At 48.4% G+C, this 13615-nt stretch carries 14 protein-coding genes and 2 other annotated features; of the genes, 6 read left to right on the forward strand and 8 right to left on the reverse strand.

The window, feature by feature from the left end:
* The first annotated feature begins 15 nt into the window (after positions 1-15).
* Together ASG16_RS10670 and ASG16_RS10675 are read left to right on the forward strand one after the other, a co-directional pair.
* On the forward strand, positions 16-174 hold the full coding sequence (locus tag ASG16_RS10670; protein WP_111914411.1) for a YrzI family protein: 159 nt from the start codon (positions 16-18) through the stop codon (positions 172-174).
* A 119-nt stretch (positions 175-293) separates the two neighbouring features.
* Positions 294-1070, forward strand: a complete 777-nt coding sequence (locus ASG16_RS10675; RefSeq protein WP_056490188.1) for a Cof-type HAD-IIB family hydrolase — start codon at positions 294-296, stop codon at positions 1068-1070.
* Positions 1071-1111: 41 nt separating this feature from the next.
* Here the strand turns inward: ASG16_RS10675 and mutY are convergent, their stop codons facing one another.
* Together mutY and ASG16_RS10685 are read right to left on the reverse strand one after the other, a co-directional pair.
* Complete coding sequence (gene mutY, locus ASG16_RS10680) at positions 1112-2218, reverse strand: A/G-specific adenine glycosylase (protein ID WP_056490191.1); 1107 nt, start codon at positions 2216-2218, stop codon at positions 1112-1114.
* A gap of 21 nt (positions 2219-2239) precedes the next feature.
* Positions 2240-2530 (reverse strand): hypothetical protein, encoded by a 291-nt coding sequence (locus ASG16_RS10685; RefSeq protein ID WP_056490193.1) that lies wholly within the window; start codon positions 2528-2530, stop codon positions 2240-2242.
* 159 nt (positions 2531-2689) lie between these two features.
* On the opposite strand from ASG16_RS10685, the gene ASG16_RS10690 reads away from it, so the two are divergent.
* Entirely contained in the window at positions 2690-3679 is a 990-nt protein-coding gene (locus ASG16_RS10690; RefSeq protein ID WP_056490194.1) for a metal-dependent hydrolase, read from the forward strand.
* 141 nt (positions 3680-3820) lie between these two features.
* Positions 3821-4366 (forward strand): pyridoxamine 5'-phosphate oxidase family protein, encoded by a 546-nt coding sequence (locus ASG16_RS10695; RefSeq protein ID WP_056490195.1) that lies wholly within the window; start codon positions 3821-3823, stop codon positions 4364-4366.
* Positions 4367-4423: 57 nt separating this feature from the next.
* Here ASG16_RS10695 and ASG16_RS10700 read toward each other — a convergent pair whose 3' ends face one another.
* The 4 genes from ASG16_RS10700 to ASG16_RS10715 all read right to left on the reverse strand — a co-directional run bounded on the left by ASG16_RS10700 (position 4424) and on the right by ASG16_RS10715 (position 7408).
* Positions 4424-4870, reverse strand: coding sequence for a carboxymuconolactone decarboxylase family protein (locus tag ASG16_RS10700; RefSeq protein ID WP_056490198.1), 447 nt, complete (start codon positions 4868-4870; stop codon positions 4424-4426).
* 72 nt (positions 4871-4942) lie between these two features.
* Entirely contained in the window at positions 4943-5833 is an 891-nt protein-coding gene (sigJ, locus tag ASG16_RS10705) for an RNA polymerase sigma factor SigJ (protein WP_056490201.1), read from the reverse strand.
* Positions 5833-6627 carry a dioxygenase family protein gene (locus ASG16_RS10710; protein WP_056490204.1) on the reverse strand — a complete coding sequence of 265 codons (795 nt, stop codon included), beginning with the start codon at positions 6625-6627 and terminating at the stop codon, positions 5833-5835. Before ASG16_RS10710 ends, sigJ begins: the two co-directional genes overlap by 1 nt.
* A gap of 172 nt (positions 6628-6799) precedes the next feature.
* On the reverse strand, positions 6800-7408 hold the full coding sequence (locus ASG16_RS10715; protein WP_012684750.1) for a superoxide dismutase: 609 nt from the start codon (positions 7406-7408) through the stop codon (positions 6800-6802).
* A gap of 191 nt (positions 7409-7599) precedes the next feature.
* Here ASG16_RS10715 and ASG16_RS10720 point away from each other — a divergent pair, with 191 nt between their 5' ends.
* Positions 7600-8370: a sulfite exporter TauE/SafE family protein gene (locus ASG16_RS10720; protein ID WP_047073690.1), complete on the forward strand. Its 771-nt coding sequence runs from the start codon at positions 7600-7602 to the stop codon at positions 8368-8370.
* A 588-nt stretch (positions 8371-8958) separates the two neighbouring features.
* Here the strand turns inward: ASG16_RS10720 and ASG16_RS10730 are convergent.
* A complete protein-coding gene (locus ASG16_RS10730; RefSeq protein WP_056490208.1) occupies positions 8959-10503 on the reverse strand; it encodes a 2-isopropylmalate synthase in 1545 nt (514 codons plus the stop codon).
* A 66-nt stretch (positions 10504-10569) separates the two neighbouring features.
* Positions 10570-10803: a binding site (T-box leader), on the reverse strand.
* Positions 10804-10844: 41 nt separating this feature from the next.
* Positions 10845-11113: a binding site (T-box leader), on the reverse strand.
* Positions 11114-11194: 81 nt separating this feature from the next.
* Complete coding sequence (locus ASG16_RS10735; RefSeq protein WP_056490214.1) at positions 11195-12562, reverse strand: MFS transporter; 1368 nt, start codon at positions 12560-12562, stop codon at positions 11195-11197.
* Positions 12563-12711: 149 nt separating this feature from the next.
* Here ASG16_RS10735 and ASG16_RS10740 point away from each other — a divergent pair, with 149 nt between their 5' ends.
* Complete coding sequence (locus tag ASG16_RS10740) at positions 12712-13593, forward strand: LysR family transcriptional regulator (RefSeq protein WP_056490216.1); 882 nt, start codon at positions 12712-12714, stop codon at positions 13591-13593.
* The last annotated feature ends 22 nt before the right edge of the window (positions 13594-13615 follow it).

The raw sequence follows: 13615 nt of genomic DNA on the forward strand, positions 1-13615 counted from the left end.
GGGAGGGATACACTCATGTACATTCCAATGATTTTCTTCACAATCATTATTGAGAAACGGAAATTGACACCGAAGCAAATGGAAGCGAAATACATGCAACAGCAAGCGTTGAAACGCCTCGAAGAACAAAAGCATCAGATCGTCACACAATTTCCAGAGTTTTTGATTCGATAAAAAGAAACAGTTTTTCAAAGATCATGTCTGCGGGGGCATGATCTTTTTATTTTCCACTGCTCTTCCCCTCTCTCGAAGCTTTATAATGGATTCAAAAGAGAAAAGTGGGGAGTGAACTCATGGAGTATCAAATCGTCTTTTTAGACATTGACGGAACACTTGTTAATGAGGAGAAAATCATACCATCGGATACACTCGAAGCCATTCAAGAGCTGCAAAGAAACAAGATCGAGGTCGTCTTAGCAACAGGCAGAGCTCATTATTATTTTGACGAGCTTGCCCAGCAGTGCGGCATCGACTCGTATGTCAGTTGCAATGGCGCATATGTCGTCTATCAAGGAAAAACCATTTATGATCGCCCCATCCCGACCAAAACACTCGAACAGTTGCAGCAGATTGCGACTCAGCACGACCATCCCATCGTGTTTCAAGGCAGTACGGCTGGCTTTTCTACCCATAAGCAGCATCCGTATTTGGATTGGACCTTTCAGCAATTGAAGCTTGATTCCCCCGATCATAATGCGGACTTTGCCCATTCTGAAAAAATTTATCAAGCGTTGTTGTTTACACCAGATACACACGAACGACAGTACAGAGAAGAGATTCCTGCTCTCTCGTTTATACGCTGGCATGAGTATTGTATGGATGTTTTTGCGAAAAGCGGTTCAAAAGCCATCGGTATTGAAGCGCTCCTCTCCCATATCGGGCTTGCGCCAAGCAAGGCAGTTGCTTTTGGAGACGGTCTGAATGACAAAGAAATGCTCTCTTATGTCGGGATGGGGATCGCGATGGGCAATGCGCATGAAGCTTTGCTGCCGCATGCCAATTATGTAACGCGCCGCGTCGATGAGGGCGGGATATCTCACGGCTTGCGTCACATCGGTTTGATGAAATAAAGAAAAGCTGCCGAGAAATGCTCGACAGCGTTGCTTACTTGTTATTTTTGCCCTAACAGCTCGCGAATTTTTTGATGCGCCATTGGAATGGTGTAAGCATCTAATTCCTCCCAAGCTACGTATCTTGCATGAGCGGGGAGCTCTTCCCCTTCGATCCAGTCACAGGACCATACTTGCATGTTCCATTGCAAGTGGGAGAAGACGTGCTGAACCGTACCTAGCGGCTGCATGACTTCTACATCGATTCCGAATCGTTCACGCAAACCAACTGCAAGTGCCTCCTGCTTGGCAGCATCACTTTCCTGTTCGGTTTCAACAGTAGGGAATTCCCACATGCCGGCGAGAAGCCCTTGGTCGGGGCGTTTGTTCATCAATACTTTGCCGTCGCGAATGATAATGCCTACTTGCAGATCAACAGGACGTGGAGGTTTGGCTTTGCCTTTGACCGGCAGCTCTTCTGCCACTCCCTCCTGACGCGCCATACAGTAGTCAAACACCGGACAGGTCAAGCATTGCGGAGTGCGCGGCACACAGACCATCGCTCCCAGCTCCATTAAAGCCTGATTGAAATCTCCCGCTCTTCCCTCTGGAATAACTTGGCGTACGAGATGTTCGATTTTGATTCTTGTGGCAGGCTTGGCAATGTCATCGGTTAAATACAGCAGGCGTGAAAAAACACGCATAACATTTCCATCCACAGCCGGCTCTGCCTTTTCATAGGCAATGCTAAGAATGGCACCTGCTGTATACGGACCAACACCTTTTAGTGTAGCGATCTCTTCTGGTGTATCCGGCACAACTCCTCCATAGCGAACCGTTACCTCGCGGGCTGCGGCTTGAAGATTGCGCGCGCGAGAGTAATAACCGAGTCCTTCCCACGCTTTTAAGACATCATCCTCGGGCGCTTTCGCTAAATCACTCACCGTCGGAAATTTCTCCATGAAATTCGCATAATAAGGTTTAACGGTCTCTACACGTGTTTGCTGAAGCATGATCTCCGATACCCAGATGCGATATGGGTCTTTGTTGATCCGCCAAGGCAAATCCCGCTTTTGTGAGTCGTACCAGGCCAGCAAATCCTGGGCAAAGCCAAACACATGAAATTGTTCAGGAAGTGTATATTTCAAGCTTTCTTTTTTTCTTGCCATTTCCGCTTACTCTACTCCTTTTCAACCCAGTTCCACGGGACGAAACGCCCACACATTCAGTTTCGCAGCTCCGCCGGAAATACAGTCGCAAAAGTCTTGGTCTACCAATCGGTTTGCCTTGATTTCTTCGTATACGTGAACAGTCTCGACCTCAAACGTTTCGACGAACAGACCGGGCTGATCCAAGCCCTCCATGGAGCGATACTGATGTGCACCCATCGCTTCCATTCGCTGAGCCATCGAGGTAAGCAATTGCAGGGCGTGACTCCGTTTTTCAGTATCCAGCTTGTATTCAATGAAAACCGTTAGCATGCGACATGTTCCTCCTTTAACGATTCAACGCTTTCATCATACCCTTCCCACCCCGTGCGAACAAGCACACAAATATTTTCAGAACGGGCGGGAATTAACCGGAGGCAAACGCTATAATAAACAATAAAAGTGGAAGGAAGGGAGGAAGACAACGATTCCATGGATACAGCCACACATTTTGCCATGGGCTTTGGATTGGCCGGGCTCGCCTATCTTGATCCTGTCGTAGCTTCTACTCCGTCACTTGCAGTGGCCGTCATGATTGGTACGGTCATTGGCTCGCAGGCACCTGATTTGGATGGCTTAGTCCGCCTTCGTGGTACCGCTGCTTACATTCGCAACCACCGAGGCGTTTCTCACTCGGTTCCCGCTTTGTTTCTCTGGACTGGAGCCATTTTCGTTCTCATCCAGGCCATGATGCCACAGCCCCATTGGCTGCATTTGCTCGGCTGGATATTCCTGGCCGTCTGTTTACACGTCTTCGTTGACTTGTTCAATTCCTATGGCACAAAGGGCCTGTACCCGTTTCGCGATAAATGGGTGGCGCTCAACGCCATTTTCATTTTCGATCCGTTCATTTTCGCTGCTCATCTCGTCGGCTTCATGCTATGGGCGGCAGGCGCGCATCCTGGACACGTCTTTTTATGGATATACGTGATCATTGCGGGTTACTACTACTGGCGTTATCAGGCGCAAAAACGAACGACCGAGCTGGTTCGTCAGCGAATCGGCAAAGCTGGTACCTTCACCATCATCCCTACTCTTTCCTGGACGTATTGGACCTTCGTAGCCAAGACAGACCAGCATTGGTATGTAGGTGAAGTCATTTCGGGGGACGTCGTCATCCTGGACACCTTCTCCATCAAACCGGAAAATGAGCGGATTGCGGCAGCCAAAAAAAGTTACAAGGTCCAATCCTTCCTCGCCTTTACCCATCATGTGCATGTAGAAACAAAGGAGCGTTCCTTTGGCTATGAGGTCAAATGGATTGATCTGCGCTACCGCTCCCGTTTTCAAGGGAAAAGTCACTACATGTTCGTCGCCGTGGTCTACCTCGATTTTGATCTGACCATTCGCGATTCCTTCGTCGGCTGGATCCACCGCGGAGAAGACCAGCTTACCAAAAAATTGGATTCCAAACGCTCGTAATCGACGAGACTGCCGCCCTTGCCAGTAGAGGGCGGTTATTTTTTGTCATCTGACCCGTTCATTTTTACCGAAATTGCACCTGTTCTCCTAGTCAATTACCTATTACGATCAAAATAACAACGACAGACTGGGGGACTCGACATGATACCAATTCGTTATTCCAAACGTACCATTACTGATCAGCAGCAAATTGACCAATTTTTGCAAGTGGCAAAGGTCGGCCATCTCGGCTTGTCCAATGAAATCGAGCCGTACATCCTGCCTTTGAATTTTGCTTGGTGGAATGGCTGCATTTATTTTCACGGCGCGGATTCTGGCAGAAAAATCGAAATGATCAATGGCAACAACCGCGTATGCTTCAGTGTTTGCGAGGAGTACGGCACAATCGCCTCACCTGTGCCTGCCCATATCGATACGGCTTACATGAGTGTGTTTATCGCAGGAACCATTGAGCGTGTTTCTGAACCTGAGGAGATGCGCGATGCGATGCAATCCATGATCGACAAGTACGTCCCCGGCTACTATTCAGAACCGTTGCCTTTGCAGCATGTCATCAAGTATCGTTCTTCGATGGGCAGTACAACCGCCATTTTCCGGATTACGCCTACTGCGCTGACCGCCAAAGGCAATCCTCTTTCCGAAGAGAACCAGTTCTATCCAGGCAGAAAAGTCGAGATGGATGTATAGTAACGCAAAAAGACACGCTCCTTTTCATAAGAGGCGTGTCTTTTGCTTGACTGATCTTTACTTATTATACGGAGCACTCATTCCAGTGGAAATCGCGATTCGGTTCCAGCAGTTGATTGTATTGATTGCCATAATCAAGGCAACGTACTGGTTCTCGTCAAAATGCTCGCGAACCTGCTGGTAGAGCTCTTCTGAAACACCGTTAGCTGTAATGACAGTGACCGCTTCTGTCAGAGCAAGGACGGCCCGCTCTGCCTCTGTGTAAACGGCGGATTCTCTCCATACACTGAGCAAATAAATGCGTTGCTCTGTTTCACCGAGTTTGCGTGCATCTTGCGTATGCATATCCATGCAAAAAGCGCAGCCGTTGATTTGGGAAGCACGAATTTTGATCAGCTCAATCAGTTTTTTGTCCAAGCCGCTCTCATTCACGAATTTTTCCAGCTTGAGCATGGTTTGATACGCTTCGGGATTTACTGTACGATGATTGATTCTAGCTTGCATGATTCATCTGTCCTCTCCACTCGAATTTGCTTTCAACCTCAAAGACGAGTGAAGCGGCGTTCTTGTGACGAATCATCCATTTTCTTTTTGCAAATGAGCAAGCTTATCTGGATTGACTATCATGTACAAGCGAGCAATGCGATCTTCATCTTCATTCATTGTGATCTGCATGATCATTTTCAACTGACCTTCGGAGTAGACGGCGATTCCATCTTGGCCATTCATCGAGCGAATCTGCATGGTAGCATGAGAAGCCCACTTCGGCCATACCCCCATCCAGAAGGCAACAATCCGCTCGTCTGAGAAAATGGGATGAATAGCCGCACGGACTTTCCCGCCACCATCGCTGACAAACACAGCATCTTTTGTCAAAAGGCCTATCAACGACTTCGCATCTGACTTGGAGATGGCCTGAATTAGCTGTTCTACCAAGCTCGAAGTCCGATTCGGCTGAGGGACGATCGCCTGATATCCTGCTTCAGCAAGCTTTTTTCTCGCTAGACTAAACTTCTTACGGCAGTTTACTTCGGTCATCTCAAGCATCGCGGCAATTTCGCTGTATTCGTAGTCGAGTGCCGTTCGGAGCACAAAAACGGCCCGTAGCGTCGACGGTAGATTTTCCAATAGAACAAGCAAGCCATACGAGACTGCTTCTTCGGCAATCACCGTTTGCAGGGGATCATTGGTTTCTGAAGCATCCAGCATCGGCTCCGGCAACCATTCCCCTACATACTGCTCCCGCTTCCAACGGGCTGATTTTAATAAGTCCAGACAACGATTGGTCACAGCTTTGCACAGATAGCTTTTTACATGGTGAATGTCTTGGATGTCGGTACCTGCCAATGCAAGAAAAGTATCCTGAACAATGTCCTCCGCTTCCGTTACCGAACCAGTCATCCGGTACGCAAGGGAAAACAGTAATGATTTATACTCCCGATAAACATCCTCCATGTGCACGGCCATTATTTCGTATCACCAAACTGCCAAAGGGTGTGACTGAGACTTCCATAGCGGATACTCATATGCAGACGCTTCGCTGTACGTTCATCGTCGGCAGCTCCCATGACGTATACAAGCGGAACAAAATGCTCAGTTCCATATGCGGGAACAGCTTTTTCGGCATGTGGAGCAACCTCGCGATAGTTGGCGAGATCCTCGACATTCCAGTCAGTCAATGTTGTTTGCAGCCAATCTTCGAATTGTTCCGCCCACTCAAAAGTATCACTATCAGACTCTCTCAGGTTCATATAGGAAAAGTTATGGACGGTTCCGCCACTACCGAGGATCAGAATGTCTTTTTCGCGGAGCGGACTGAGTGCTTTGCCGATCTGATATTGCTCAGTCACGGTCAGGTTCGGATTAACCGATAAGGCAACAACAGGAATATCTGCATCCGGATAAATATGACGCAAAACAACCCAGTGCCCATGGTCCAAGCCTCTTGTCGTGTTCAAAGCGACAGGAATACCAGCTTCCTGAAGAAGTCGGATTGTCTCATCCGCTACTTCACGGTCTCCTTTTGCCGGGTACTCGATTTCGTATAACGCTTGCGGGAAACCGCCAAAATCGTGAATGGTCGGGAAGGTGTCCATGGTTCCCACCATTTGATCATGTGCTTCCCAGTGTGCGGAAAATATGACGATGGCACGCGGCTTGCGCGGGAGCAGGCTAGGCAATTGGTTCAGTGCTTCTGTATAGGCATTGTTTTCTATGGCAAGTAACGGGGCACCATGTGCAATGAAAAAAGACGGCATCATATGCGTACACTCTCCTCTATACTTTCTAAACTTAGTTACTTTTAGTAAGTATTATATCTCATAATCATCACGGTTACAAGTGTATCCAGAATCGATGCCATTTCTTTCCTTTGAACAAAAAAGGCTTGCCGCTCCTAAAGAACGACAAGCCTTTTGACAGGTAAAGTTACAATTACTTCGCTGCTGCGAAACGTTTGCTAACTTCATCCCAGTTTACAACGTTCCAGAACGCGCCGATGTAGTCAGGGCGTTTGTTTTGGTAGTTCAGGTAGTATGCATGCTCCCAAACGTCCAGACCAAGGATAGGTGTTTTACCTTCCATGATTGGGCTGTCTTGGTTAGGAGTAGAGCTGATTGCTACTTTTCCGCCTTCTGCAGTCAGCCAAGCCCATCCGGAACCGAAACGAGTAGTAGCTGCTTTTGCGAATTCAGCTTTGAAGTTGTCAAAGCTTCCGAAAGCCGCGTTGATTGCGTCAGCCAGTTCACCAGTTGGTGCGCCGCCGCCATTCGGGCTCATGATTTCCCAGAACAGTGTGTGGTTAGCATGGCCTCCACCGTTGTTGCGAACAGCAGTGCGGATGGACTCAGGCAGAGCATCCAGATTGCTGATCAGCTCTTCAATGCTTTTACCTTGCAGGTCAGCGTGTGCTTCCAGAGCTGCATTCAGGTTGTTAACATAAGTAGCATGGTGGCGTCCGTGGTGGATCTCCATGGTTTGCGCGTCGATATGTGGTTCCAAAGCGTTGTGTGCATAAGGCAATGCAGGAAGTTGATGTGCCATTGTAACATTCCTCCTCAAATTATGTAGGTCAAGCTTACGACTTCATTATACTGTAACCCAAACAGTTTTTCAACAAATCGGTATGCAAAGTATATTAATCTATTTATTATTTCAAAGATTTCCATCTTGAAAACAAAACAGAGCGTGCTAGACTTGGATTATTACAAACGAAGAGAATCAGGTGATATCTAGTGGAAATGGACTTATCAACGATCGTACTTCTCGCCGTCTTTGGATTCGTTGCAGCATTCATCGACAGTACTGTTGGTGGAGGCGGACTCATCTCTCTCCCCGCCCTGCTCGGTCTAGGAATGCCCCCGTACCTTGCGCTTGGTACGAACAAATTGGCTGGCACAATTTCATCTGCTACCAGCTCCTACACCTTTATCAAGAGCGGTAAATTTGACAAGAAGCTCATGCTAATCTTATTTCCCGTCTCCCTGATCGGCGCCTATTTCGGAGCGAAAACAGTTTTGTTCGTTCCCCAGGAGTTTTTGAAGATCCTTGTCGTTATCATGATGGCACTCATTTTCGTTTACACCCTTTTCAACAAACGTTTCGGTCAAGATTCCAACTACAAAGGGCTGACCAAATTTACGCTCGGCATCGGGATTCCTTTTACCTTTTTAATCGGCTTTTACGATGGATTTTTCGGGCCCGGAACTGGTTCGTTCTTTGTTTTTCTGATGGTGCTGTTGTTTGGCTATGATTTTGTGATTGCAGCCGGCAATGGCCGAATTTTGAATCTGGCCAGTAACATTTCGGCGCTTTTTGTCTTCACAATGGAGGGCAAGGTCGTCTTCATGACTGGGCTCATCATGGGGATCGCGATGCTGCTAGGAGCTAACCTTGGTGCTAAAATGGCCATCAAAACGGGAGTACGTTATGTCCGTCCGTTGTTCTTGGTCGTATCCATTACCTTGATCGTGAAGATGGTGTATGAGTTGATTTTTACAGCTTAGTTTAAAAGGACTTCTTGTGTGTTGCTGTAGTGGTGGGGAGGAAACAGGAGAAAACGCTCAGCTTCTAGGGCCACCCCCTGGGGGACCCTCTGCACGACTCCATGCAAAAAGCGAAACCGCGTCCAAAGTAGTCCATTCACCGAAGTAATTTCAGAGGTGGACGCTTAAGACCGTGTTTCGCTTTTTGCATTCCGTCTCGGTCGGCGTCCCTAAGATCTTCGCTTATTTCTCCTGTTTCCTCTACGAGCTGTCCCGTTCTTGAACGGGTTTTAAAAGACTTATAAGCCTTAAAAGATTGAAGAATCGCATCGGTCTCGACAGAGAAGAATATTTCCAGACGTAGCGATTTGTGGAGTCCTACCCAGCGGAGAAGGAATTCGCGGGCAACAGAAACGCAACCGTGCCCATACGACGGAGCGGCTACCACTTTTGCGTTTCCCCGCGAATCCCTTCGGAGCGGGCAGTCTAAACCCACAGCAGGACGGAGCCTGGAGCCTAGACTGGAAATATTCTTCTCTCCACTACAGCCATAAGCACTTGAAAAGTCAGCCTGCAAACATCTACAGGCTGACTTTTATGTTGGGGTGCTTAGTTAACCCCAGCAGTTACAGTTTTGGCTTGATGATCACGCACCGCCTGATTACTCGCTGCCATAAACGCCTGCGCTACCGCCATCAGTACATCTCGATGCTCGGCAACTCCTTTAAAATGACTTCCGTTGGCGCTGACCGTCACGATCGCTTCGCCTGTCGCATGCTCTCCCGACGACAATGAATACAGCTCCATGTCCGTAAACTCCACGTCGAACGGCAGTGCCTGCTTGATGCCCGCTACCAATGCCTCAACAGGTCCTTCTCCGGTGCCAGAGTATGCTTGTTCTTCTCCTGTCGCATTGTTCGTAATCGTGCAGGAAGCCATACGATGTCCGGATGTGCCGGTGAGCACTTGCGCATTGACCAGTGTGAATGGCTCCAGTACCGCGTTCACGGTATGTCCTACCAGCTCAAGCAACTGATGATCCTGAACAACTTTTTGCTTGTCAGCCAGCTCTTTAAATTGGACGTACAGTGTCTCCATCTGCTCATCGGTCAGCTTTATCCCAAATTCGTTTACGCGGTGCTTGATCGCATGGCGACCGGAGTGCTTTCCGAGAATGATCATGTTGCGAGGCACCCCCAAGCTCTCCGGGTCCATGATTTCGTACGTGCTGCGCTCTTTTAAGAGACCGTCCTGATGAATCCCCGCTTCGTGCTGAAAGGCATTGCGCCCCACAATTGGTTTGTTGAAAGCAATCGGGAAGCTCATGGCACGGCTCACCTTTTGCGAAGTGGTGTAAATGTGCTCCGGTCTGATGCCAGTCTCGGCATCCAGTGCTTCTTTGCGCGTCTCAATTGCCATCACCAGCTCTTCCAAAGAGCAGTTCCCTGCCCGCTCACCGACCCCGTTGACCGTTACCTCGACTTGAGTGACCCCCGCTCGAATCGCTGCCAAACTGTTTGCAACCGCGAGTCCCAGGTCATTGTGGCAGTGGGCACTGAACTCCACCTTGTCGCTGCCACGAACGTTTTTCATGACACGAGTGAACATGGCCCCATACTCTTCTGGAAGTGCATACCCAACCGTATCGGGGATGTTGATAATGGTCGCCCCTTCTTCAATTGCCGCCTCGATCATCTCAAACAAAAACTCATCGCCTGTACGTGTCGCATCCATCGGGGAAAATTCAATCCGGTCTACAAACTGTTTTCCGTACGCAATCATCTCGCGGGCAATCTGAATCACCTGCTCCCTTGACTTGCGGAGTTGGAAGTCCAGATGAATGCTGGAGGATGACAGGAACATGTGGAGTCTGCGACGCTCGGCCGCTTGTGTAGCCCGAACAGCAGCATCGATGTCCTCTTTCACCGCGCGAGCAAAGCCACATATCTCCACGCCGTGCACCTCTTGCGAAATACGTTGCACCGCCATGAAGTCACCAGGGCTGGAAATTGGGAAGCCCGGTTCAATGACATCTACGCCGAGGTCTGCCAAGTGCTTTGCTATCACGATTTTTTGCTCAGGCGAAAGAGACGCTCCTGGCGCTTGCTCTCCGTCACGCAGTGTCGTATCAAAAATATGGATTCGTTTTGTCATGGGTAATGCCTCCTCAATTTTTTTAGTCATATTTTCCGTAATAAAAAAAGCCCGCCGTCTCCATATACAAGAGACGACAGGCTTTTGGCTGCCGCGGTACCACTCTCGTTGATCCCCTCTTTTTCAAAAGAGAATCCACCTCGCTGTCCCGATGACGTGGGACGATCCGTCAAGGTCTACTGTATATTTTCAACCTTGCCGCTCCCGGGTGAGATTCGAGCATTTCCTGACTGCGTCGCACCTACCCGCAGCTCTCTGGACAAGAAATTCGCTTTACTAGCTCCCGTTCTTCGCGTTTGTTCTATGTCGTTGTGAAAATCAAAAAGGCCTGCCGTCTCTATCGAAGAGACGACAGACCTTGTCTATCGCGGTACCACTCTCGTTGACCCCAGCTACTCGCCAGAAGTCCACCTCATGTACTGATCCTAGTCGATCAGCACAACCCGATCACGGAGGTTAACCGTCAGAACTTACTGCTCGATGCAGCGCTACATCTCGTTCAGTCCTGCCGCTCCCGGGCGAGCTTCACTGGCTTCTCTGACTGCGTTGCACCATCCCGCAGCTCTCTAAACAGATCAGTCCACTTACTGTTCCCGTTCTTCGCGTTATTGTTATTATTGTTTGAAATTTTATTCGGTTTATATCTGATTGTCAATGGAGGCTATCAATAAAAATAATTTTAATAACCCAATTAATTGATCTCTCTCACCGAGCTGCGGCCGAACTGTCTGTAATAAAGGAGAGCAAGACCCAGTATCACGAGCACTAAAGCGGAGTAAATATTGCTGTAGACGGACGCTCCTGGATAGCTATTGAACAGGTTCCAGCTCACAGCAGCTCCTCCATCAATCGTTTTGCCGTACAAGGTAGCTGCAAGTGCACCTGCAATAAAGTTCAGCATTGCCATCAGTCCCATACCGACGCCAATCTGTTCCTTTGGTAACGACTGCGAGATTGCGTTTGACATCGAAATCATCATAAACGATAGTCCGACATTGCCAAAAATCAGAAAAACGGCAATGAGAAACGGAGATACTCCCGCAAAGGAAGAGAAGAGGACAAAGCTGCTCAAAAGTAGCGCAGACGCTGTGTAAAATAAATACGAATTCCCTTTCTTATCTGCTAGAATCCCGGCCTTTTTCCCAAAAAACGCGGTCACAATTGCTCCTGGTACCATGACAAAGCCAATGAGCCCCGGTGCCAGATGATTCACATCGGCCAACAACTGTGGACTAAGAAAAGCGAACGAATAGCCACTCCCTATCATCAAAAAGGCAATGACTAGCCCGAGCGAGTAGCGTTTGCTCCGGAATAAGCCAGAGCGAATAAAAGGTTCGGCGGTCGTTCGAATTCTTACCAAGAACAGAAGGAATGAGAGAATGCATCCCAGTGCGAGCAACAAGCTTTGATTCGTAATAGACAGCAGAAGCAACGCAATCGTTATGGCGAGAAGCCCACCGCCGATCCAGTCCATTTTGACAGCTTCCCGCTCCTCCTCCTCCAAATACTTACGGAAAAAAGGCACGGCAAAAAGCGTGAACAACGGCATGCAGAACAGCCATCTCCAATCGAGTAGACTGACCAGCAAAGAGGAAAGAACAGGACCTAATGCGCTACCGATTGCCATCCCGGTCATGGAGATCCCTAGAGCTCGCCCCCTACTCTCTGGGGGAAAATAACGCACCGGAATAATGGAAGACGTCGCCGGAACAACTGCAGCTCCTGCTGCCTGCACAATTCTCCCCAAAAGCACCATGCCATAATTATGGGCGAAAAATCCGATAAAGGAGCCGATGGCAAACAGAATTAATCCGAATGTAAGCAAATGTTTGAGCTTGTAAGAATCGGCTAGCTTTCCGTACATCACGGTTCCAACCGCATAGATTAACAAGAAGGCAGACGTCACCCAGCTTACTTGGCTAAAAGATAAATGAAATTCTGTCCTGATTTGCGGTAACACGATATTGAACATCGTAGCACTCATCACCGTAATCATGAGGGTAAACACGAGTACGCGAAGAACTTTTTCAGCAGATTGTTGTTGTGGTTCGGTTTGCATATTGGAAAGACACCTCTCGTTATCACCAATTTCTTCCCGGGAAGGTGATTGTTGGCCTTGCTTGTTGTAGTTTATAATGATTTTAAAATAAACGAAAATATATCTTTTGATATGTAGTTGATATACCTGAGTATATGGAGTTGAATCAAATGGAATTGTTGCAATTGCACTATTTCCGAACAGTGGCCAAGTGGCAGCATATGACGAAAGCCGCCCAAGAGCTGCGGATTGCTCAGCCTGCTCTCAGCAAAACCATTGCTCGGTTGGAAGAAGATGTCGGGGTTCCGTTATTTGACCGCGAGCGAGGACGTATTCGGCTGAATACATTTGGGAAGGCGTATTTGGAGCGTGTAGATAAAGCACTGAACCTCTTGGAGGAAGGTCAAAAAGTCGTATCGGATCTGGCCGGAATGGAGCATGGTCGTATTCATCTGGCAACGTCGACCTTGGATCTGTTATCAGAACCGTTGGGCAAGTTTCTCGCCCTCCATCCAGATGTTCACTTCCAAATCACGCAAGCCACCATTGAAGAAATGGCAACCCTGCTGGAGTCAGGCGAAGTGGATATTTGCTTCACGCATTTGCCGATCAGGGCGCCAGAGATTTTGACTACGCCCGTATTGAAAGAAGATATTCACGTAGCTGTCCCCCGCACCCATCCCTTAGCCAAACAAACCAGTATTCGACTAAGCGAGCTGGCTGAAGAGTCCTTTATCGGTTACAGAGAGGACTTTCCCATCCAAATGCTATACGATCAGTTCTTTCAAAAAGCAGGGATTACCCCCAAATTCGCCTGTCGGGTAGATGATCCCGGCTCTATCCAAAAGCTGGTCCGCGCAGGTCTTGGCATCGCCCTCTACGGTTGTATCAGTCGGGAGGAAGACCCTTACCTTGTCATGATTCCGATCGAACACCCGATCTGCCAGCGACATTTTCAAATGATTCGGCACGAAAAAAGATATCTCTCCCTGGCAGCACGCAAATTCTGTGATTTTATCATCCAACATTTTGCTGAATCTCTTGAAAAATAAAACCCTTTCCAACAGAAAAGAG

It is taken from the genome of Brevibacillus sp. Leaf182, assembly GCF_001423865.2.
In the GTDB taxonomy this organism is placed as follows: domain Bacteria; phylum Bacillota; class Bacilli; order Brevibacillales; family Brevibacillaceae; genus Brevibacillus; species Brevibacillus brevis_C.